Here is a 20,842-nt window from a genome sequence, read left to right on the forward strand (position 1 = left end):
CTTACGCCTTCGCCAGATCGATGGTTACCGCCCGCCACTCCGCGTCCTGGCTGTCGCGCTCGTAGCAGCGGACATAGGTCTTGGAGCCGATGACGCGCATGGCGGCACGGATGGCCTCCATGGCGCGCTGCCAGCGCCCGTCCTCGATGTCGAGCCGCAGCAGCATGAAGATCTCGGTACGGTTGATCTGGCCCTGTTTTTCGACGTTGAAGGCGCGCGAGATGATCGAGCGGATTTCTGTGCGGCTGTCCGCCGACCACTCCGTCAGGCATTCGTCGATCAGGCCCTTGGCGATCTGCAGCTGCGAGCCGAAGTCGATCAGGTCGGCCACCTGGACGGAAACCTTCTTCAGCCCGTCGAACGTCATGAAGGTCTTGTTGCCCTTCGCGCCGCCCTTGGTCGCGCCGTACTCCTGGGCGAGCAGCGCCTCGAAGGCGGAGAGATCGTCGAAGGTGTGTTCCTTGAACCGGCCGATCTGCGCCGATAGCTCGACGGCATGGCCGATGATCTTGCGCACGGTCTCGTCTTCAAGCTTATCGGCGGCCTTGATTGCCTCGACCGGCACGAGGTTGCCCTTGGCATCGGGCATGTAGGACTTGCCGCCGACGACGATGGCGCCGGTGGCGGCGATGGAGGCTTCAGTTGCTGCTTGCATGGTCATTTTCCTGTCGGGTGGGGATTGGGCTGAGTGGGGTGAGAAGGGCGCGCAGGGTGGCCATCTGTTGGGCCACCTCGTCGGCGCGGACGCTGATGACCGTCGATCGTTCTAGCGCGCTGACCAGCAGCCTCGCCTCAAGGGCGATGGCCCAGAGGCCTTCCGTGGCCTTGGCCAAAGCGAACACCTCGGCAACTGTCGCCCTCGGAGCATTGCGTTCCGGGTTCATGATGATGCGGCTGCAAAGCTCGATCATGTCGAGCCGGGAGACCGCGGCTAAAAGAGCCTCACTTGCGGGCATCGCGGTACCTCTCCATAGCCCGAGCGAGAGCCCGCGCTTTACGTTCGAGGGACTTCCGTGCCGGCAGTTCGCCGGGCCCGAACTTCATCTGGTCAAGCCGGTCGACGGCAGCACCAACATCGCGGCAGGCGCGCATGACGGCTTCTTCACCGGCCCTCTGCCGCTTCATCGCTTCAATGTCGGCGGCTACGATCGGGAGGATCTTGTCAACTAGTCGCGACGCTAGCGCTTGGGCGTTGTGGCTTCGAAAAGGTGCCGTCATGCTCGGCCTCCCGGTCGACCGTCAGAGAACGGGCGCGGGATCACCGGAAACAGACACACGTTCGATCCCGGCCGGACCACGGCCTCGGCGATGCGGTCGGCTTCCGCCTGGCGCTCGGCCCGCGCCTGGTCATTCCAGACCTTCTGGCTCAGACGGGTTTCGATGACGCGCGCCTTGTCGCGAAGCTCTTTGATGCATTCGCACAGGACGCGGGCGTCTTGCGGATCGAGGATGCGGGGTTCGTGCTGATAGTCGGAAATCAGGCCGCGCAGTTCGGACAGGCCGTCCGAAAGCGCCAGAGACATTCTTTCGCCCATGGCTATTTTCTCCTTTGGGGGCAGGTTTTGCAGGCGTGGAAAAGCTGGGCGCGATGCCGCGACGTGGCGCGGAACGGCTCCTTCTGTTCGGTGAGGCACTGGTCCCGGCCGATCTCGCCCAGGACGGGACATTCGACGGTCAGCGCCATCAGCGCGCCGCGCACCATCTGCTCGACGCGGCCGAGGTCGCCTGGATATTTCCCGCTGATGATCTGTGAGACGGCAGACCGGCTGTAGCCGATACGCGCTCCGGCAACCCCAAGGTCGTTGGAGTCGGCGAGCTGGGCCAGCTCGCCCAGCCAGTCCGGCAGCGGCGAGCCGTGCGCGTCGATCGCCTTTTCGACGAATGACTTGCCGTCAGGGCGGCTGTGCTTGACAGGCCCCCGGTTCACGAGCTGGCCTCGCGCGCGGTGACGACGGAGCTGCCGAGCACCACATTCTTGTTCGGGTCGAAAACAACCTTGGCGGTCAGTATCTTGGGAGCTGCGCTGCCGATATTGCGGACAAGGCGATAGTTCGGCCATTTCCCGACGATGACCCCGACAGCTACGAGGGCGTAGATGTAGCTGCTGACGGTGGCCGGCTTCACGTCGCTGACGCACAGCTGCGGCAGGTCGAGGGCGTTGAACTGCTTGGCCATCCTGATGGCGCGCCAGAGCTGCTCTTTGGCGGTCTCGGGTATGGCCGAACCGTCACGATGCAAGCGCGGAGCGCGCTGCGGCCACTTCGCCAGGACATAGACGATCTCGGGGCGCACGTTTCTCCCCATGCGACCCTTCAATTGCTGCTCAACGATTGAGGTAAAGCCGCCGAGGTTGAGCCGCCGGAGGTAGTCATTCACGATGTTTCTGGACACGTTCGTCCGGTCGGCAACCTGCTTGCCGGTCCAAGGACCTTTCTTGTCCAGGTCGAGAATGATCTGCCAGAAGCCGGCTTCGCCGCGCGGCACCGCCAAGCTCAACTTAACCATGTCGACCAGCGGCCTCATGCGAACTTCCTCGGGGTGAATTTTGGCGCCCCCTTGATCGCGCCCAGCCCGCCGAAGGTGGCCAGGTCGAAGCGTTTCAGGCCGTGCACATGACTGGCCTCGGATATGGCAATCAGGTTGATGACGATGCGGCGTGTGTTGCCTTTTGTCTTCTCCAGGATCGCGCTCGCCAGGTCTGGCGCGATCTCAATGCCGGGGCAGCGGAAGGCGGTGAGCAGCTGGAAGTCCTCAGCATCGCAGGGAACCGCCTGGAGCCATTCGAGAACGCGGTTGTGCACCCGCTCGAACTCTTCGAGATGCGCCGGCAGAAGCTCTTCGCCGATCAACACAACAGGGGCGCCGGATTTGTCGGAGAGTTCGCGCAAAAGATCGACGAAGCGCTTCCTGGAGATGAAGTGTGCTTCGTCGATGATGAGGGGGCGCCGTGGATCGCCGGCCATCGTCATAATGGCCTGGGATTTCATGTCCTCGATCGACCCGCGCGGGCGCTGCTCACCCAACTCGATCAGGATCTCGGTCAGCATCGACCTTGCCGTCGTGAATTGACCGCACTCGATATAGGAGGCGCGATACTTGTTCGCGCCATAGACGGCGGACTTGCTTTTGCCCCAACCGGAGGGGCCAGAGAAAACCGCTAGACCCGGAGCGTCGGGGTCGCGGTCGACCATCTTGGCAAGCAGGGTCGAGAACGCCGCCACGTTCTTCAACGGCGCCGGTCTGTTGACTTTGCTGAGTTCTGTCATCATTTTCCTCGTTGTGCTGTGCCGCTTCGGCGGCTGTTCATTCGGAGAGCCCGGTTTGCAGACTGGGCTTTTCCGTTACTCAGGACAGGTACGCGTCCCCGAAATCCTCATGCATGGCCTGGTGAGACCGAAACTCGGCTGACTGCTCGTAGCCGCCGAGCCAGACCGCGTCGGCCGCTGGCAGCGTGTTGGTGTCGAGCAGCTTGCGGAAGGCGACGGCGCGCCGGTAGCGCTCCTTTGGCGTCTCGGGCAGCGCAACGACGTTGAAGTCCTTTGGCAGATGCGCGGTGCGCGCCGCCTCGATCTCGGCCTGCCGACGCCGCATCATGGCGTCGGTACCGGCAAACAACCGCTGTTCGTCCTCGGCGCGCATATCGTCGATCAGCCGGCGATGTGCGGCAGCAGCGGCAGGATCGAGCGGCTGGCTCGGGTTGAGCCGCTCGCCGAGCGCTTCGATCGCGGCGCTGATCTGTGGGGTGCTGTGGGCCTGTTCGCGCTTCGGCAGCGCTATAATGTTGGGCGCGTCGCGGCGAGCGACTTCCAGGGCGCGTTCTATCAACGGCGCGCCCTTGGCGATCTTCTTCACGTCGGCCTTCAGCTCGCGGGTGCGCTCATCGATCAGCTCGCCTCGCATTTCCTTGGCGGCGCGCACGATCGTCTCGGGATGGATGCCCGACAACTCTGGGCAGATGGCGTCTCCGAGGAACTCCGCGCCGTCCTGGGCGAAGGCGTAGGCCCGGCCGGCATCGTTCGGGTCTTGCCGCACGAACACGGCAGTGCCCGGCAGGATGGTCGGCGTCATGTAGTGGTAGCCGTCGATGCGGATGCCGAGCTTGCCGACGATGCGCTGGCCGTCATTGCCGCCGGCTATTGGCATCAGCAGCAGATCGAGGGCGCGTTCTTCGACCGTGCGCACCGGCTTGGCCGAAGCGAGCGCTGCGGCGAAGGGCGTGACGTTCTTCAGCCCCGCATGCGGCTTGTGCTGGTAGACCAGGTTCGCCCAATCGTCGACGTGCTTCTGGAGCTGCGGGCCGGTCAGCGAGACGCCGAAAACCGAGGCGTCATCCTCGCCCAGGCGCTGGGCAAAGCTCTTGCGGCTTTCGATCGCTTTCCGATCGGCGACCGAGTGACCGACGAAGCCTGGCAGCAGCGATGCCATATCATGCTGGAACGTCTTGATGACGCGCTCGACGTGTCCCTTCTGCTCCGGCGAATAGGCGTCGGACGTTTCGGCCTCGATGCCGAGCGAAGCGAACAGCCGCTGGGTGTCCCTGGCAACGAAGTCAGAGCCGTTGTCGGTCTTGACGACATCGGGCACGCCCCATTCGAGGATGGCTTTGCGGATCAGCAGCGCGACGGCCGAGGCGCGAGGTGTGCGCGACAACAACCAGACGGCACGGCGCGTGGCGATGTCAATGCAGGCATAGACGGCATGCCGGCCATCGGTGCAGAGCGCATCGACCGGTGAGGCGTCGATCTGCCAGAGCTGGTTGGGCTCAGTGATGTGGCGGAGCATGCCGACGCCGGCCGGCGCCATATGCGACCGATATCGGTCCGGATTGGTGAGCTTCAGCAGCTCGACCTTGTGCTTTTCCTTCAGGCCCTTCAGCGCATGCTGGAAGGTGCGCACCGGCGGCATCGGAATGGTCGCTTCAACGCCCTTTGAAACGACCTTCAAGGTGTCGCCGAACTCGGAGCGGCACATGGTGCGGACGTGATGGCCCGACAGGTGCGGTTGATGCGTGATCAAGGCCAGCATGAAGGCGCTGACGGCGCCGCCATTGGCTGTGTCGAGGATGCCGGTTCCCTTGCGCGCCTGGGCGGGATCGTGCCCAAGCGAATTGGCCCTGCCGTCGCGCTTTTGCGACTGCCAGCGGGCCAATGTGCGCTTGGAGAGGCTCGGAATGATTTCGAGCACCCATGGATCGATGTTGAGCGAGCCGGCATTGAACTTGTCGGTGAAGACCTGGACCCGGGTGGCATAGCCAAGCTGCATGCCGCGACTGAATTTCTCGAAGGCGGCGACGATCGCGAGGCGCGCGTCGCGTTCCTTTTGTGCCCGTGCCGTCAGGCTGGTGTCGGGGGCAGGCTTGGCCGGCTTCACCGGCAACTGGATGACGATGTGCTTCTGCTGGTAGGCGACCTGGGCGAGCGTCGGAAGCAGCGACAGGTGATATTCGGTGGCGCCGCCTCGGCCGGCGCGGGCGCGCGCCTGGCTGGTCCGCTCGTCCCACCCTTCGCGCTGGGCCATGCGCCAAATGCCGCTCACGTCGCGCGGCATATCGGGCAACTGCTCGGCGGCGATCTCGCGGGCGGTCAGCCAGTCCTTCATGCTGACACCGCGCAAGTCTCTATTTTCCCTGGCACTTCTGTCGTGATAGGAGAACTGCCATTACGCCCGCTGAAGGCGTACAAAGTATTTGCGGGTGACAGAATTAAACAGAGGAGGAAACTAATGTCGGACGTCAAAAAAGGAACCGGCCCGAGGCAGCCGGCCCCGGCACGAGGTGGTGGACAAGGCTCAAACGGCCCAAGACAGCCGTCACCACCGCCGCCGCCACCTACAAGAAAATGAGGGAGGATTAGATCAATGGCAAAGGAAGTCGCAGCGCCTGGGGTCCGGCAGCCGCAGCCAGTCCCTCGTATAAACGAGGTGAAGCCTAAGACGCCACCGGCGCCTATGACACCCCCGAAGCCTCCTAGGGTGGGATGATGGCGTCTGTCGAACTCGTTCGGTTCAATGCTTTGCGGAATGCGATGTACCACACAGGCCGGCGAATGACGTTCGAGCGCTGGAACCGGATATTCAATTTCGCGGTCGTGGTTTTGGGAACCGCTGCAAGCGGTGGCCTGATTACCTACCTTGGCTTCAACCCTATTTGGCCGGCAGCAGCTGTCGCGGTAGTAGGAGCTGCCCAGTTGGTTTTCGACTTTGGTCGGTCTGCTCGCGACCACCAGGCCCTTCAGAAGGAATATTACAATCTGCTTGCGGACGTCGAAGCAGAGGTTGCCCCTACCGAAGTCCAGATTGCGAGCTGGAATAGCCGGATGATCCGAATCAACGGCGACGAACCTCCTACATTGCGCGCGCTGGATGCCAAGGCTTTCAACGATGCCTTGGACTCTCTGGAGTTCGATCGAGGAGATCGCCTGAAAGTCCCGTTCCTTCACTGGTTGTTTGGAGGTGTGTTCGCTTTCAACGGGTACACCTATCCAAAGGCATCCGAGCTCCCTGGTTACAGTCCGAAAGGTCAAATGGCCGCCCCTGACAGCCAAGCTTAGCCAGCTGACATCGCAACATTTTGAGGCTGTTGGGAGACGCCATTTTTTCATAATGCAGCCTGGGGTTGGTTGGCTCCCGCCGTCAGGCAACGGGCGCTGGCCGTGGCGGCTTGGGAGATCGCTTCGGACGATTGGATGGCGCGAACGGCTTCCTGAGTGTAACCGTGGAGCTGCTCGCGCATGTGTTGCTTGGTGTCGGCGTCCACGCAGCGCATCATCTTGATCTGCCAGCGCACCAACCACTTCGCCTGCGATGGCTGAAGCTTGACGTAGTGGTCGGGGCAGAAGATGCCGGTGGCCTCGTTCGGGCATTCGGGCATAGCGCAGCGGTGCGGTGTCATGACCAGATGCCTCCGCGCATGACATGCTTGTTGACACGACGGCGGAAGGCCGCGCCGGCAGCAGCGCGGCGCTGGAAATGAGCTGAGTAGAGACGGTGAACGCCGTAGAGCACGATGGCCCAGGCGATCGTGCCTCCGATGCCGAGGACGAGGAACGGGCTCATTGGCCGATCCTCGCAGCGATCGTCGCCGCCGACAGGGCGGCGGTGCCGCAATATGCGAAGGCCAGAAAGGCGGCCATTGCAAAGAAGCTTGCGACATCCTTCGCCAGGTCGAGAAATGCACGTCTCATGTGAAAGCCTTTCGTCGTTTTGCTTTCCACTGCGTCTGGCACTGCCCTGTTCTCGGCGAGGTTCATCGCTTGGCCTTCCAGCGCACCTGGAGTGCTGCCTTGCGCGCGGCGATGTCCCGCTCGTGTTCTTCAATCAGGTGGATTTCGATGAGATCGGCATACTTCTCAGGCACGACCGAGAAGCCGAATTTCGACGGTACGAAGCCAAGCAGATCGTTTGCCTTGGTGGCCTCGATCAGCGCGATGAAGGCGTCGAGCGGGATGCGATGTTCGTCGCTGCTTTCCGACGACCACTTGTTGAGGATGCCCTCGGAGACAGGTCGATTGAGATAGGCCGACATGCGCCTGGCGATGTCCGCTCGCGAGCCATTGCCTTCATCCCTGCAGTCGCGCAATGCCCTGCTGACTAGCCGCGAGATCTGGTTGTCCAGTTCGCCGCGACCGACGACATCGGGCGTATAGCCGACAGCGACCTGCGGCGGCTCCCACTCGAAGAGATCGTTTGTCAGGTGGTCGTTGCGCGAACGGGCCATCAGCGTTGCCGGTCTTTCAGCCACCGCTGGATGGCGGCTTCGTGCAGCTCGAAAAAGCGGTCCTGTTCGCCTTCCTTCATCTTGGAAAAGTCGCCGGCAAGCTTTTGCCAGCGAGGCTCGGCAGCCGGCTTCACCGTTCGGTCGATTACAGCGATCGCCTCGCTGACTGTCTTCGGCGCGTCGTCGGCAGCCATGGTCAACAGACGAGCGATAGCGGCCTGGCGCTGGGGCGGGTCGGATGCGAGCTGCAGAAGGTCTGTCTGGCTGTCGGCTATCGCGTGAAGCGAGATGTCCTGGCGGATCAGCTCCGGAATGGTGGCGATCTTCAACGCATGGAAAACGCTGCGGCGCGATATGCCGAGGACCGCCTGGGCGGCCTCCGAGAAATTGAGTGCAAACTTTGCACTCAATTCGTCATCCTCGACGACTTCTCGCCCCTTCTTGCGGCCGGTTTTGCCCGTGCCGTGTTCCGCGTCATAGATGTCGCGCCAGTCGGCGATATCCTTTGCACGGTCCAGAACTGATAGCTGACGCCGTATCAGGTTCTCGGCGATCTCGCGCTTGCGGATCTGTGTTTCGGTGGCGACTTCCTTGGGGTCTTTGACGAACGCGTCGATCTCGGCGTCTCCAAGGCCCGAGATCGCGGCGAGCCGATGCCCGCCAAAAATCAACCGATACTCAAACCCCTCTGTCTGATCGGGTACGACCTCGATCGGGATCATGTGCCCGTTGCCACCCTGAATGTCGGCCATGATGGTCGCCACCCACGCGGGGTCGAGCCGGCGCCGGTTCGCGGGAACGCGGATTTCGGCAATCTTGATTTTGGTCGGTGTCGTCACGTTGGCGGTCCCCTGAATGGCGTTTGGCTGTCTGCGAATGGCTTCGCGCTAGACAGCGGCCTCAGGGCGCGCCGGGCGTGGCGTCTAAAATGAGTGCAACTTTTGCACTTCCGCTGCGACTGGCGGTGCTGGTAGTGTCGACCTCGTCATGACGGCCTCTCGTGTAGAGAGTCGGGAACAGGGTCCGGAACGGGATGCCTAGGGCAGCGGCGATGGCCTCGGCACCTGGGCGGCTCAAACCGATGATCCCTTGCCTGCAGGCGCTTGGGTAGAAACCAGCGTCCAGGGCAATCCCGGTGAGCGTCATGCCACGGCGCCGAATTTCGGCATTGATGGCATGGCGGTCCCAAACCTGAGGGGTGTTCATGGCGGCTCCACCGATCGTCCGGCCCTTTGCAGAGGACCGGATGGTTAAAGATTTAAACAACACTAGTCGCCGCTAATGTCGCATAATTACGTGAACACATCAACGGAAAAGCGTGAATTTGCACACGCAAAAGTTCGTGCGCTCACGTCTTTCCGTGAATGATCGCTAAAGCATTGTTTTATTTGGACAATTTACGAATTTCTCTCACAAGGGCGAAGTTTTGCCGCGAGCAAGAGTTCACGCAATGACGCAAACCACCTTCCATGAGAGGCTAAGCCTGGCGATGGCCGGCGAATCAGCTCACGCTTTTGCGAAAAGAGCCGGTTTGAGCGATTCATCGTTCCGCCAATACCTGCAGGGGTCGATGCCTGGGTTGGACAACCTGGTCCTGATCGCCAATGCGGCCGAGGTTTCGCTGGATTGGCTGGCGCTGGGTCGGGGCGAGATGAGGCCGGTGAACGGCAAGGCTCCGGCCCCTATGATGACAGCGGGCGAGGCGCCCCACGGTTTTGTCAATGTGCCGAAGATCGAGATCCGGCCAAGTGCCGGCGCCGGGAGCCTCGATCTCTACGAGGAGAGCGAGCCGGATATCTTCGCATTTCGGGAGGAATGGTTACGCCGGATCGGTGTCAGCCCGAAATTTGCTCGCCTTATGGTGGCCAAGGGCGATTCGATGCGCGAGACCATCAACGACGGCGACCTGATGATTGTCGACGTCTCAATCCGCGAGTTCATCGACGAAGCCATCTACGTGCTGGTCTATGGCGGCCTGGTGAGGCTCAAACGCCTGCAAATGCTGCGTTCCGGCCTCTTGCTGCTGAAAAGCGACAATCCGCACTATCAGACCGAGGAAGTCCCGTTGGCCGAGCAGCCGGAGCTGATCATTGGGGGCAGGGTTCGTTGGGCCGGCGGGGCGATATAAGGAGCATTGACTCCTCGTCTTCCGTGAACAGAATGAGAACATCCACAAAGGAGGGTTCTCATGCATTCCGCTATCGACCTGTCAGAGCGGCCCGGAGCCACGGAAGTCACCAGCTTCGTCATCTTGCCGCCATCGGGCGCGTTTCGAGCAGGCGAGGCGCTACGCGGGATCGAAGTGTTCCTGACCAGACGCTTTCCCGGCCTCAATTTTTATGCGAACGGCGACATTCCCCCGTTCGAGGGTGACTACAAGCTAGTCCCGATCGTCGGCGTGGCCGGCGACGAGCCCGATACCATACGGATGCTCAATTCCCCGGCGCCCGCGCTTCTGCTGGCAATAGATGCCGCGCTGAAGCTCTTTCGGCCTGCCGGCCTGGCGGTTAACTGACCGTGGCTGATCGCCCCTGGAAGGGCGTAGTCGACACAATCGCCGATCTACGCGATCACGGCATGGGTCTACGTGGTCATTGCCGCGCTCCCAATTGCTCGGGCAGCCGAGAGCTGAACCTGGATAAGTTGATCAAGCTGTTTGGTGAGGAATACGTCTTCATCAATGACAAGGAGATTGGCCGCCAGTTCATTTGCACCGAGTGCGGTCGTACCGGCGGCACGATCACCGTCATCGCCAACACTATGCCGGCCGGCTGGTCGTCCCCACATTAAATTGTGTGTTTGCGGCGATGCCAAATGATCTTGCGCGGTCGCTGCCGCCGGCCGTTTTGGTGCCAAGTGAAGTTGCGCGGCCGGTTTTTGGCGTCCCGCCTTTCCGGCCCCGCCATTTTCCGGCAAACCCCTTGTTTTCTTGGGCTTCTAGCGGCTGTTCCCGCCAATTATCACCTTTTCCCAGCATTGGCCGGCAGATGCCATCCGATCTTGCGCGTTACACCAATGGCGGCGTCCTCGCCCTGATCCGAGCCCCAGCCTCGTCCAGCCATCGGGTCTGCCCCTTGCGCCCTCGACACCCTATGCTACATGAACGCGCAACGCGCGAAAGTCCGCGCATCCACACCCGCTTCAGCCGTTTCCCGAGAGTTCCATGCCCGACAAGGTCGTCACCCGTTTTGCCCCCTCGCCCACTGGCTTCCTGCATATCGGCGGAGCCCGCACGGCGCTGTTCAACTGGCTGTATGCAAAGCACACCGGCGGCATCATGCTGCTGCGCATCGAGGATACTGACAGGGAGCGTTCCACCGACGCTGCGACCGCGGCCATTCTCGACGGGCTTTCCTGGCTCGGTCTGACCTGGGACGGCGAGCCGGTGTCGCAGTTCGAGCGCGCGCCGCGCCACCGCGAGGTGGCTGAAGAACTCGTGCGCATGGGCAAGGCCTACTACAGCTACGAGACACCCGCGGAACTCGAGGCGATGCGCGAGGCAGCACGCGCCAAGGGCCTGCCGCCGCGCTACAATGGCCAGTGGCGCGACCGCGCTCCGTCCGAGGCGCCCGCGGGCGTCAAGGGCGCCATCCGCATCAAGGCGCCAACCGAGGGCGAGACGGTGGTGCACGACCGCGTGCAGGGCGAGGTGCGCTTTCCCAACAAGGACCTCGACGATTTCATCATCCTGCGCTCGGACGGCAATCCGACCTACATGCACGCCGTCGTCGTCGACGACCACGACATGGGTGTCACGCACATCATCCGTGGCGACGATCACTTGACCAACGCCGCCCGGCAGACGGTCATCTATCGCGCGATGGGCTGGGACGTGCCGTCGATGTCGCACATCCCGCTGATCCATGGCGCCGATGGCGCCAAGCTGTCGAAGCGGCACGGCGCGCTCGGCGTCGAGGCCTATCGCGCCATGGGCTATCTGCCGGAGGCGCTGCTCAATTACCTGGCGCGCCTCGGCTGGAGCCATGGTGACGACGAAATCATGTCGATCAAGGATATGATTTCCTGGTTCGACATCGGCGACGTCAACAAGGGCGCGGCCCGCTTCGATTTCGCCAAGCTGGAGGCATTGAACGGCGTCCATATGCGGCGCATGAGCGATGCCGAGCTGTTCGACATCTTCATCGCCACCTTGCCCTATCTCGAGGGTGGCCCGGCAATGGCCACGCGCCTCGACGACAGGAACAAGGCCCAGTTGCTGGCAGCACTTCCGGGCCTGAAGGAGCGCGCCAAGACGCTTGTCGAGCTTGTCGATGGCGCCGCGTTCCTGTTTGCCACCCGACCACTGCCGATCGACGACAAGGCGGCACTTTTGCTCAATGACGATGCCCGCAAGATCCTGCGCGGCGCCCACGATGCCTTGAACGCTGTTTCAGGCGACTGGACGGCCGCGGCGGCAGAGGCGGCGATCCGCGACTATGCGCAGGCCGGCGGTCATAAACTCGGCGCCGTGGCCCAGCCTTTGCGTGCCGCGCTGACCGGCAAAAGCACCTCGCCGGGCGTGTTCGACGTGCTTGCCGTGCTGGGGCGCGAGGAAAGTCTGGCGCGCATAGCCGATCAAATCGATTAGCAGCAAACTGGCCCAAGAAGATTGGCATTGAAAGGGGCGTTTCGCAGTGCAACATTAGGCCTTGGCCCAATCTGGCACGCACCTCCTGAAATGCGGTGGCGAATACGCGCATTGTGGTGATTTCGACGTGTCGCCTTGCACAGTTTGCCTTTGCCGGCATGAGGAAACAAGAAGGAGTTTGCAATGACCGAAGCTGCGACAAAACTGGAATTTGGCGGCAAGACCCAGGAGGCCACGGCAAAGCTCGAATTCGCAGGCAAGACCCATGAGTTCAAGGTGAGAAGTGGCTCGGTCGGGCCCGACGTCATCGACATCGCCTCGCTCTACAGCACCACTGGCGCCTTCACCTACGATCCCGGCTTCACCTCGACCGCGAGCTGCGAGTCCGAGATCACCTTCATCGACGGCGACGCCGGCATCCTTTTGCACCGCGGCTATCCGATCGACCAGTTGGCCGAGCACGGCGATTTCCTCGAGGTCTGCTATCTCCTGCTCTACGGCGAATTGCCGACCAAGGCGCAGAAAGACGATTTCGATTACCGCGTAACGCGCCACACCATGGTGCACGAGCAGATGTCGCGCTTCTTCACCGGCTTCCGCCGCGACGCGCACCCGATGGCGGTGATGTGCGGCGTGGTCGGCGCGCTGTCGGCCTTCTACCACGACTCCACCGACATCTCCGACCCCTACCAGCGCATGGTGGCGTCGATGCGTTTGATCGCCAAGATGCCGACGATCGCCGCGATGGCTTACAAATACCACATCGGCCAGCCCTTCATTTACCCGAAGAACGAGCTGAATTTCGCCGCCAACTTCCTGCATATGTGCTTTGCCGTGCCGTGCGAGGAATACAAGATCAACCCGGTGCTGGCGCGTGCCATGGAGCGCATCTTCATCCTGCACGCCGATCACGAGCAGAACGCCTCGACCTCTACCGTCCGTCTCGCAGGTTCGTCGGGCGCCAACCCGTTCGCCTGCATCGCCGCCGGTATCGCTTGCCTATGGGGCCCCGCCCATGGCGGCGCCAATGAAGCGGCGCTGAACATGCTGGGCGAGATCGGCCATGTCGATCACATCCCGGAGTTCATCGCCCGCGCCAAGGACAAGAACGATCCGTTCCGGCTGATGGGCTTTGGTCACCGCGTCTACAAGAACTACGATCCGCGCGCCAAGATCATGCAGAAGACGGCGCATGAGGTTCTTGGCGAGCTCGGCATCAAGGACGATCCGCTGCTCGACATCGCCATGGAGCTGGAAAAGATCGCGCTGACCGATCCCTACTTCATCGAAAAGAAGCTCTATCCGAATGTCGACTTCTATTCCGGCATCACGTTGAAGGCGTTGGGCTTCCCCACCACCATGTTCACAGTGCTGTTCGCGGTCGCCCGCACCGTCGGCTGGATCGCCCAGTGGAAGGAGATGATCGAGGACCCGCGCCAGAAGATCGGCCGCCCGCGCCAGCTCTATACCGGTGCGCCAGAGCGTGACTACGTGCCGATCGCCAAGCGCTGATCGAGGCCGAAACTAAAAAAGGCGCCCGCGAGGGCGCTTTTTATTTGCTCCGACGAAGTTTGACGTGGCGAAGGACGACATCCGCCGCAATGTCTCCGGAGGGCTTGTCCGTCGCCATGCGCCTCGCAACCTCGTCGAAACCATCCTTTTGCCAGGCGCGATAGGCGGTATCGGAAAGCAACGCCTCAAGCTGCCTCGCCAGATAATGCGGCCGCACATACTGGTTGTAGCTTTCCGGCACCACCGGCCGGTCGGCAATGAGATTGGGCAAGGCGGCGCTCCATACCGTGATCAGGCTCTGGACCATCCGCATGATCGGATCGAACCGGTAGCAGGAGATCATCGGCACACCCGACAGCGCCAGTTCCAGCGACACCGTTCCCGACGCGATCAGCGCCGCATCGGCCTTGCCGAAGGCCTGCCATTTGCGTTCGGGATCAAGGATGATCTCCGGCCTTTCGTCCCAGCGCGCGACCGAGGTTCTGACCAGATCGGCGACATGCGGCACCGTCGGCAACAGCAGGCGCAAGTTGTGTCCGCGCGCACGCAGGATCGACACCGTCTCGCCAAACGAACCGATAAGCCGATGCACTTCGCCGCGACGCGAGCCGGGCAGCACAAGCAATGTCTTGACGCGATCGCCTGACAGGTCGCGCGGCAGGTCCTGCGCCCTGGCCGCACCAAGCACGCCTGGATCATGCGTGAGGCGATGCCCGACATAGGTGCCGGGCGGGCCGCCCAAGCGGCTGAGTTCCTTCACCTCGAAGGGCAGGATGCAAAGGATGTGGTCGACATAGGGCTTCATCGCCACCGCCCTGCCCGGCCGCCACGCCCAGACGCTCGGACAGACGTAGTGGATGATCGGGATTGCCGGATCGATGGCGCGGACCTTTTTGGCCACGCGCAAAGAAAAATCCGGGCTGTCGATGGTGATGAGACAGTCGGGCTCTTCACCGGCGACCGTCTTCGCCGTCTGGCTGATCCGCCGCATCAAGCGCGGCAGGTCGCGCAGGATGGCGCTGAGCCCCATCAGCGCGATCTCACTACCGTCGAACAGCGGCATCAGTCCGAGCGCCTGCAAATGCCGACCGCCAATGCCGACGAGATGAACCTCGCGACCGGTCTCGCGCTTGAGCGCCTCAACGATATCGGCGCCCAGCAGGTCGCCGGACTCCTCGCCGGCCACGATGGCGATCTTCAACGGTTTCTCAACTGCCATGCGCCGGCTCCGCAGCAGGCAGGCCGATCACGAACAGACCAAGTTCATTCGCCCGCGCGACAACCGTGGGACCTTCGAGGATCAGCGAACGGCCGGCTTCGACGGCGATCCCCGCCAATCCGGCGGCATGTACCGCCTCGACGGTCTGAGGACCGATGGACGGCAGGTCGGCTCGCAATTCCTGACCGGGCTTGGCGCATTTGACCAGGACACCGCGCGTCCTTCCGGCGAGCCGGCCGTGGCTACGCAGTTGCTTCGTCCGCTCGAGCAGCCCGTCGGTACCCTCGATGCCTTCCAGCGCAATGGTTCGGCCACCGATCGCAACCGCCGCTTGACCGATATCCAGCGCGCCGATGGCCTTCGCCGCCGCGTGCGCCGCCTCGATGTCGCGCCAGTCGGATCTTCGCGGCGCCACCTTGGTCAGCGAACCCTCGGTCGCGACCAGTTCGGGCACGATCTCATGGGCGCCGACAACCTTGATACCGCTGCGTTCGATCCTGCGCACGAACAGTTTAAGCACCGTGTCGTCGCCACGCGATAAACCGACGAGCATGGTGGGCACCCAGGCAAGCAGGCCGAAATTGAGGCGCATGGCGCTCAGCCGGGGGCGGCGTGTGATATGGCCGGCGGTTACCAGATGGGTGACATGATGACGCCTAAGCGTTGGCAGCAGCGAGCCAACATCTTCAAGCATCATTGTCGTTTGCTCGTAGGCGTCGAAGTCGGAAACACGGTCGACTTCGCCTGACGCCATGACGACGAACGGGGACCTGCCTTCTCGGGCGAGCGCCCGGGCTATTTCGACCGGCAGGCTGCCGCCGCCGGCGATGATACCGACCTTGGCGCCAGCCGGAAGATCAAGACCCGCTCGCGCCGTTTCAGTCTTCGTCATCGACATCGTCGCCATCGCCGCCCTTGAGCGACGGCACAGCGTAGTGTCGCTTGCCGCGACTGGTGATGAAATCGATGATTTTCATGGCGGTCGGTGACGACGCGAACTCTGCTTTGGCAAATTCGATGTTCTCGCCAACGGTGCGGGAACGGTCGAAGATCATTCTGTAGGCCTTGCGCAGCAGATGGATTTCGGACCTCGGCAGGCCGGAACGCTTCAGGCCAATGATGTTGAGGCCGCGCAGGCTGGCGCGATTTCCGACCGCGATGGCATAGGGGATGACATCGCCGACGACCGCCGAGCAGCCACCCAGAAAGGCGTTGTCGCCGATGCGGACAAACTGATGAACGGCGGTCAGGCCGCCAATATAGACATTGTTGCCGACCTCGCAGTGACCGCCCAGCGTCGCCCCATTGGCGAAGGTCGCGTTGTTGCCGACGACGCAGTCATGGGCGATATGGGCGTAGGCAAGGAAATTGCCATTGTCGCCGACCGTCGTCTCGCCACGGCTGGAATCGGTGCCGAGATGCATGGTGACGCCTTCGCGGATCGTGCAGTTCTTGCCGATGACCAGGGTGGTGCGGCCGCCCTTGTGCTTGGTGTTCTGTGGCGGCGCGCCCAATGTCGCCATCGGATAGACCTTGGTCGAAGCGCCAATGGTGGTCGCGCCCATCACAGACACATGACTGACCAGTTCGACCCCGTCGCCGATCACGGCATCGGCGCCAACGTGGCAAAACGGTCCTATGCGCACGCCTTGGCCGATTTGAGCGCCTTCCTCCACGACGGAGGAAGCATGGATTGATGTCTTGATTTTCATAAGCATTCGATCGTCAGTCGCTGGTGACCATCATGGCTGAAATCTCGGCCTCGGCCGCCTTGGCGCCGTCGACCATGGCTTCACAAGCGAATTTAAGCAGGTTGCCGCGTTTCTTGATTTTCTTGACATAAATCTTCAACTGGTCGCCAGGAACGACCGGTTTGCGGAATTTGGCGTTGTCGATGGTCAGGAAATAGACCAGTGACGGCTTTTCCGTACCCAGGCTGCGGATGCAGATGGCGCCGGCGGTCTGCGCCATCGCCTCGACGATGAGCACGCCCGGCATGACCGGCTGCTCTGGGAAATGTCCCTGGAAATGCGGCTCGTTTATGGTCACGTTCTTGATGCCGACGGCGGACTCGTCGCCATCGATGTCGACAATACGGTCGATCATCAGGAACGGATAGCGATGCGGCAGGAGCTTCATCAGCCCCATGATGTCGACCGCTTCCAGCGTCGTAGCCGCCACCAAATCAGCCATTTCCCTTGCCCTGTTTGCGTGCCCTTGCCATCGTTCGCAACATGGCTATCTCGCGCATGGCTTCCGCCATTGGCTGTGCCGGATAACCGCCCCAGATCTCACCTGCGGGGACATTGCTCATAAACCCACTTCTGGCGGCGAGCTTGGCTCCAGACCCGATGGTCAGGTGATCCGCAAGCCCAACCCCGCCGCCCATGGTGACATTGTCACCCACGACAACGGAACCCGAAATACCCGAAAGCCCGGCCACTATGCAATTGCGGCCGATGCGGACGTTATGAGCGATCTGCACGAGATTGTCGATCTTGGTGCCCTGGCCGATGATCGTGTCGGACATGGCGCCGCGATCGACAGTGGAGTTGGAGCCGATCTCGACATCGTCCTGGATAACGACGCGACCGATCTGAGGCACACGTTCGGGCCCCTTGGCGCCGCCGACGAAGCCAAAACCATCCTGGCCGATCCTGGCGCCGCCATGGATGATGACGCGGTTACCGATCAAGGCATATTGAATACTGGCGCCCGGACCGACATAGCCGTCGCGACCGATCTGGCAGAATTGTCCAATGACAGCGTTGGGTGCGATGACGGTACCGCTGCCGATCGACGCCCCCGGCCCAATGACCACGCCGGCCTCGATGACCGCGCCGGGTTCGACATGTGCGGTCGGGTCGACATGAGCATGCGGCGAGACACCGGTTTCACTGGTCATTGGCCCCGGTGTCGCAGCCGTTGGAAACAGCAGGCGCCCGACCAGCGCGAACGCCTGTTGCGGACGCGGATGAACCAGAACGGCAATGCCGGCCGGAGCCTTGCCGGCGAATTCCGCCGGGCACAGCACCGCCGCTGCCCGCAGCGACGGCATCAACGCGGAATTGCGTTTGCCGTCGACGAAAACGAGCGCATTCTCGCCGCCTTCGTTAGCTGGCGCCAGAGCATCGATCGCAATTTGGGAGTGGCCGGAATCGACAAGCACCGAGCCGGTCAGATTCGCGACTTCGCCCGCCGTATACCGGCGTGATGGCGCGAAGAACACCGGATCGGTCATTCCAGAAGCTATATCCAGCTAGGTCGGAACATTTCTCCCGGACCTGTGGAATCCGGGAGCATCGTTGGCCGCCGATCAGAAGCGGGTCGATATGCCGAAGTTGAATTCCTGCACGTCGTCTGACGCTTCCTTCTTGACCGGGATCGCATAGTCGATACGGATCGGACCGAATGGCGAAGCCCACATCAGGCCGAGGCCGACCGAGGCACGCAATTTCATGCCAACTGACGACTGATCAACCAGACCCGCAGCGACCTTGCTGCCGTAGAGCGTTGCCGCATCAGCGAAAACCGCGCCACGCAGGCCGAAACTTTCCGGAATGACCGGCAGCGGGAACTGGGCTTCTGCGGAGGCATTGAAATAGGTGGTGCCGCCGAGATGGTCGCCAGCGCCGTCACTGTCGACCGGGCCGATGCCGCCATAGGCGAAACCGCGGATCATGCGGTCCGAGCTCTGGAAGTGATCAAAGACGCGCAGATCGCCGCCGCCATAGCCTTGGACAGTGCCGGCGCCACCCGATATCAGGCCCACCAAATCCAACTGTTCCGACAGCGTCTGATAGACGCTGCCGCGACCCGTGATCTTGACGAATTTCGCATCGCCGCCGACACCAGCCACTTCCACGGTCGTGGTGGCGTAAATGCCTTCGTGCGGGTTCTTCATGTCGTCGATGGTGTTGTAAACCAGCCCGAGGCTGACCGACGACTTGATCCACGGACTCTGATCTATGCCATCCAAAATAGCGTTGGAAACAGTGCACTTGAGCGGATCGTAAACGCCACCGGTCACGCAACCATCGTCGAGTTTGTACTTCTCTTGCGAGATATTGTACGCGAGCTGGGTCGAGATGCTGTTGGTGATCGGCAAGCCGAAGCGCACCGTGGCCCCAACGGTATCGCTGTCGTAGTGATCATAGTTCCTCGTCTGCTTGAAGACGTCGAAGCCGGCGGCGATACGCCGTCCGAGGAAATACGGCTCTGTGAACGAAATGCTGTAGTCGCGCGAATTCTTGCCGCCACCCGCCGACAACTTGATGAACTGGCCTCGGCCGAGGAAGTTGCGCTCGGTGATCGATCCTTCGACGGACGGGCCAGCCGTGTCGCCACCGGTCGAATAGCCAGCGCCGACAGAAAACTCGCCGGTCGACTTTTCGACCACATCGACTACCAGCACGACCTGATCGGGCTGCGAACCCGGCACCGTCGAAATCTCGACTTTGTCAAAGTAATTGAGGTCTTCCAGACGCTTCTTCGCGCGCTGGATGAGCACCTGGTTGAAGGCGTCACCCTCACTGACGTCGAATTCGCGGCGAATGACATAGTCACGCGTGCGATCGTTGCCGCGGATTTCGATGCGCTCAATGTAGGCCTTGGTGCCCTGATCGACGGTATAAACCACCGAAATGGTGTGATTCTCGAAGTTGCGGTCGCCACGCGGCGTCACCTGCGCGAAGGCATAGCCGGAACCGGCCACCTTCTCGGTCAGCGCGATGATGGTGTTCTCGACATCCTTGGCGTTGTAGACATCGCCCTTGTGGGTCTCGACCACCGATTCCAGCGACTTCGAGTCGACTTCCGGGATCGTGCTTTCGACGCTGATATCGCCGAATGTGTAACGGTCGCCTTCCTGAACGGTGATGGTGACCGTGTATTTGTTCGTCGTGTTGTCGAGCTCGCCGACAGCGGACACGACCTGGAAGTCGGCATAGCCGTGATTGTAGTAGAAACGGCGCAGCAGTTCTTGGTCGGCGCGCAGCTTGTCGTCGTCATAGACGTCGTCGCGCAGCACGAACGAAATCCACGACGAACGCTTGGTCGTGATCACATCCGACAAGCGACGGCTGGAATAGGCGCTGTTGCCAACGAAGTTGATCGCCGCGATCTGCGTGCGGCCACCTTCGTTGATGTTGAAGACCACGTTCACGCGGTTGTCGCCGAGCTCCATGATCTGGGTGGTCACGGCGGCGTCGTCTCGGCCGATACGCTTGTAGGCAGCCTTGACCGATTCGACGTCGGCATCGAGCGTCGCTTGCGAGAACGTTCCGCGCGGCTTCAACTGCACCGCTGCCGCAAGGGCATTGTCCTTGAGCTTCTTGTTGCCCTGGAACAGCACCTGGTTGACGACCTTGTATTCGGAAACCTTGACCACCAGCGTCGAGCCGACCTGGTTGATCTGCACATCCGAGAACAGGCCCGTGCCGAACAGCGCCTTGATGGCGTTGTCGATATCGGAACTGGAGAAGGCCTTGCCCGGCTTGATGGTGATGTAGTTGCGGATGGTTTCGGCGTCGATACGCTGATTACCGCTCACTTCGACTCTGCTGACGACAGCGGCCTCGGCCGCCGATGTGGCAACGAACTGCACTGCGAGCGCGCCTGGCACGACCAGAGCCGCAGACAGGGTCACCGCGGAAGCGGCGCTCAAAAACTTGGATGCTGCCTTCATCGGGCTTAATAACCTTTTCTCGTAGTCCCCACGGCGAGAAAACCGGACGTGCGGTAATTTCCCCTACCGTATTAACCGGATTTTCCCTACACGCAAGGCTTCTGGTTAATTTGTATTTACTTA

The 20,842-nt window shown here is 61.8% G+C and carries 26 protein-coding genes; 6 read left to right on the forward strand and 20 right to left on the reverse strand.

Annotated features, from left to right (window positions below; translation table 11 throughout):
- Position 1 precedes the first annotated feature (1 nt).
- The 8 genes from BLS48_RS00735 to BLS48_RS00770 form a co-directional block, all read right to left on the reverse strand.
- Entirely contained in the window at positions 2-655 is a 654-nt protein-coding gene (locus BLS48_RS00735; RefSeq protein WP_208604565.1) for a DUF3164 family protein, read from the reverse strand.
- Positions 639-956, reverse strand: coding sequence for a hypothetical protein (locus tag BLS48_RS35910; RefSeq protein ID WP_208604566.1), 318 nt, complete (start codon positions 954-956; stop codon positions 639-641). Before BLS48_RS35910 ends, BLS48_RS00735 begins: the two co-directional genes overlap by 17 nt.
- Positions 943-1,218 (reverse strand): hypothetical protein, encoded by a 276-nt coding sequence (locus BLS48_RS35915; protein WP_208604567.1) that lies wholly within the window; start codon positions 1,216-1,218, stop codon positions 943-945. Before BLS48_RS35915 ends, BLS48_RS35910 begins: the two co-directional genes overlap by 14 nt.
- The gene (locus BLS48_RS00750; protein ID WP_091574743.1) at positions 1,215-1,535 is read right to left on the reverse strand and encodes a hypothetical protein; all 321 of its coding nucleotides are present in this window, start codon (positions 1,533-1,535) and stop codon (positions 1,215-1,217) included. Before BLS48_RS00750 ends, BLS48_RS35915 begins: the two co-directional genes overlap by 4 nt.
- Positions 1,536-1,537: 2 nt before the next feature.
- Positions 1,538-1,927, reverse strand: a complete 390-nt coding sequence (locus BLS48_RS00755; RefSeq protein WP_091574744.1) for a hypothetical protein — start codon at positions 1,925-1,927, stop codon at positions 1,538-1,540.
- Positions 1,924-2,523 carry a hypothetical protein gene (locus tag BLS48_RS00760; RefSeq protein WP_091574747.1) on the reverse strand — a complete coding sequence of 200 codons (600 nt, stop codon included), beginning with the start codon at positions 2,521-2,523 and terminating at the stop codon, positions 1,924-1,926. The genes BLS48_RS00755 and BLS48_RS00760 overlap by 4 nt, the downstream gene beginning before the upstream one ends.
- Complete coding sequence (locus BLS48_RS00765) at positions 2,520-3,266, reverse strand: AAA family ATPase (protein WP_244529482.1); 747 nt, start codon at positions 3,264-3,266, stop codon at positions 2,520-2,522. Before BLS48_RS00765 ends, BLS48_RS00760 begins: the two co-directional genes overlap by 4 nt.
- A 79-nt stretch (positions 3,267-3,345) precedes the next feature.
- A complete protein-coding gene (locus tag BLS48_RS00770; protein ID WP_244529483.1) occupies positions 3,346-5,613 on the reverse strand; it encodes a DDE-type integrase/transposase/recombinase in 2,268 nt (755 codons plus the stop codon).
- A gap of 365 nt (positions 5,614-5,978) precedes the next feature.
- On the opposite strand from BLS48_RS00770, the gene BLS48_RS00775 reads away from it, so the two are divergent.
- The gene (locus BLS48_RS00775) at positions 5,979-6,548 is read left to right on the forward strand and encodes a hypothetical protein (protein ID WP_143019367.1); all 570 of its coding nucleotides are present in this window, start codon (positions 5,979-5,981) and stop codon (positions 6,546-6,548) included.
- Positions 6,549-6,595: 47 nt separating this feature from the next.
- On the opposite strand, the gene BLS48_RS00780 is transcribed toward BLS48_RS00775, so the two are convergent.
- The 6 genes from BLS48_RS00780 to BLS48_RS00795 form a co-directional block, all read right to left on the reverse strand.
- Positions 6,596-6,889 carry a hypothetical protein gene (locus tag BLS48_RS00780; protein ID WP_143019368.1) on the reverse strand — a complete coding sequence of 98 codons (294 nt, stop codon included), beginning with the start codon at positions 6,887-6,889 and terminating at the stop codon, positions 6,596-6,598.
- Positions 6,886-7,053 carry a hypothetical protein gene (locus BLS48_RS35520; RefSeq protein WP_167364896.1) on the reverse strand — a complete coding sequence of 56 codons (168 nt, stop codon included), beginning with the start codon at positions 7,051-7,053 and terminating at the stop codon, positions 6,886-6,888. The genes BLS48_RS00780 and BLS48_RS35520 overlap by 4 nt, the downstream gene beginning before the upstream one ends.
- Positions 7,050-7,247 carry a hypothetical protein gene (locus BLS48_RS34750; RefSeq protein WP_143019369.1) on the reverse strand — a complete coding sequence of 66 codons (198 nt, stop codon included), beginning with the start codon at positions 7,245-7,247 and terminating at the stop codon, positions 7,050-7,052. The genes BLS48_RS35520 and BLS48_RS34750 overlap by 4 nt, the downstream gene beginning before the upstream one ends.
- Positions 7,244-7,714 carry a hypothetical protein gene (locus BLS48_RS00785; RefSeq protein WP_091574760.1) on the reverse strand — a complete coding sequence of 157 codons (471 nt, stop codon included), beginning with the start codon at positions 7,712-7,714 and terminating at the stop codon, positions 7,244-7,246. Before BLS48_RS00785 ends, BLS48_RS34750 begins: the two co-directional genes overlap by 4 nt.
- Positions 7,714-8,553, reverse strand: coding sequence for a ParB/RepB/Spo0J family partition protein (locus BLS48_RS00790; RefSeq protein ID WP_167364897.1), 840 nt, complete (start codon positions 8,551-8,553; stop codon positions 7,714-7,716). The genes BLS48_RS00785 and BLS48_RS00790 overlap by 1 nt, the downstream gene beginning before the upstream one ends.
- A gap of 61 nt (positions 8,554-8,614) precedes the next feature.
- Entirely contained in the window at positions 8,615-8,920 is a 306-nt protein-coding gene (locus BLS48_RS00795) for a helix-turn-helix domain-containing protein (RefSeq protein ID WP_091574765.1), read from the reverse strand.
- A 283-nt stretch (positions 8,921-9,203) separates the two neighbouring features.
- Here BLS48_RS00795 and BLS48_RS00800 point away from each other — a divergent pair, with 283 nt between their 5' ends.
- From BLS48_RS00800 to gltA, 5 genes are all read left to right on the forward strand, one after another.
- Complete coding sequence (locus BLS48_RS00800) at positions 9,204-9,842, forward strand: LexA family transcriptional regulator (RefSeq protein WP_244529502.1); 639 nt, start codon at positions 9,204-9,206, stop codon at positions 9,840-9,842.
- A 60-nt stretch (positions 9,843-9,902) separates the two neighbouring features.
- Positions 9,903-10,229 (forward strand): hypothetical protein, encoded by a 327-nt coding sequence (locus tag BLS48_RS00805; protein WP_091574770.1) that lies wholly within the window; start codon positions 9,903-9,905, stop codon positions 10,227-10,229.
- 2 nt (positions 10,230-10,231) lie between these two features.
- On the forward strand, positions 10,232-10,504 hold the full coding sequence (locus BLS48_RS34755) for a hypothetical protein (protein ID WP_143019370.1): 273 nt from the start codon (positions 10,232-10,234) through the stop codon (positions 10,502-10,504).
- Positions 10,505-10,877: 373 nt separating this feature from the next.
- The gene (gltX, locus tag BLS48_RS00810; RefSeq protein ID WP_091574772.1) at positions 10,878-12,302 is read left to right on the forward strand and encodes a glutamate--tRNA ligase; all 1,425 of its coding nucleotides are present in this window, start codon (positions 10,878-10,880) and stop codon (positions 12,300-12,302) included.
- Positions 12,303-12,485: 183 nt separating this feature from the next.
- Complete coding sequence (gltA, locus tag BLS48_RS00815) at positions 12,486-13,814, forward strand: citrate synthase (RefSeq protein WP_091574775.1); 1,329 nt, start codon at positions 12,486-12,488, stop codon at positions 13,812-13,814.
- A gap of 40 nt (positions 13,815-13,854) precedes the next feature.
- On the opposite strand, the gene lpxB is transcribed toward gltA, so the two are convergent.
- The 6 genes from lpxB to bamA all read right to left on the reverse strand — a co-directional run bounded on the left by lpxB (position 13,855) and on the right by bamA (position 20,719).
- Positions 13,855-15,033, reverse strand: coding sequence for a lipid-A-disaccharide synthase (gene lpxB / locus BLS48_RS00820; protein ID WP_091574778.1), 1,179 nt, complete (start codon positions 15,031-15,033; stop codon positions 13,855-13,857).
- Positions 15,023-15,925, reverse strand: a complete 903-nt coding sequence (locus tag BLS48_RS00825) for an LpxI family protein (RefSeq protein WP_244529484.1) — start codon at positions 15,923-15,925, stop codon at positions 15,023-15,025. Before BLS48_RS00825 ends, lpxB begins: the two co-directional genes overlap by 11 nt.
- On the reverse strand, positions 15,912-16,745 hold the full coding sequence (gene lpxA, locus BLS48_RS00830; protein ID WP_091575605.1) for an acyl-ACP--UDP-N-acetylglucosamine O-acyltransferase: 834 nt from the start codon (positions 16,743-16,745) through the stop codon (positions 15,912-15,914). The genes BLS48_RS00825 and lpxA overlap by 14 nt, the downstream gene beginning before the upstream one ends.
- Positions 16,746-16,758: 13 nt before the next feature.
- Positions 16,759-17,226, reverse strand: a complete 468-nt coding sequence (gene fabZ / locus BLS48_RS00835) for a 3-hydroxyacyl-ACP dehydratase FabZ (RefSeq protein WP_091574784.1) — start codon at positions 17,224-17,226, stop codon at positions 16,759-16,761.
- Positions 17,219-18,274 carry a UDP-3-O-(3-hydroxymyristoyl)glucosamine N-acyltransferase gene (lpxD, locus tag BLS48_RS00840; RefSeq protein WP_091574785.1) on the reverse strand — a complete coding sequence of 352 codons (1,056 nt, stop codon included), beginning with the start codon at positions 18,272-18,274 and terminating at the stop codon, positions 17,219-17,221. The genes fabZ and lpxD overlap by 8 nt, the downstream gene beginning before the upstream one ends.
- Before the next feature lie 75 nt (positions 18,275-18,349).
- Positions 18,350-20,719 (reverse strand): outer membrane protein assembly factor BamA, encoded by a 2,370-nt coding sequence (gene bamA / locus BLS48_RS00845; protein ID WP_091574788.1) that lies wholly within the window; start codon positions 20,717-20,719, stop codon positions 18,350-18,352.
- Positions 20,720-20,842: the final 123 nt, after the last annotated feature.

Origin of the sequence: Mesorhizobium qingshengii, assembly GCF_900103325.1 — a bacterium.
In the GTDB taxonomy this organism is placed as follows: domain Bacteria; phylum Pseudomonadota; class Alphaproteobacteria; order Rhizobiales; family Rhizobiaceae; genus Mesorhizobium; species Mesorhizobium qingshengii.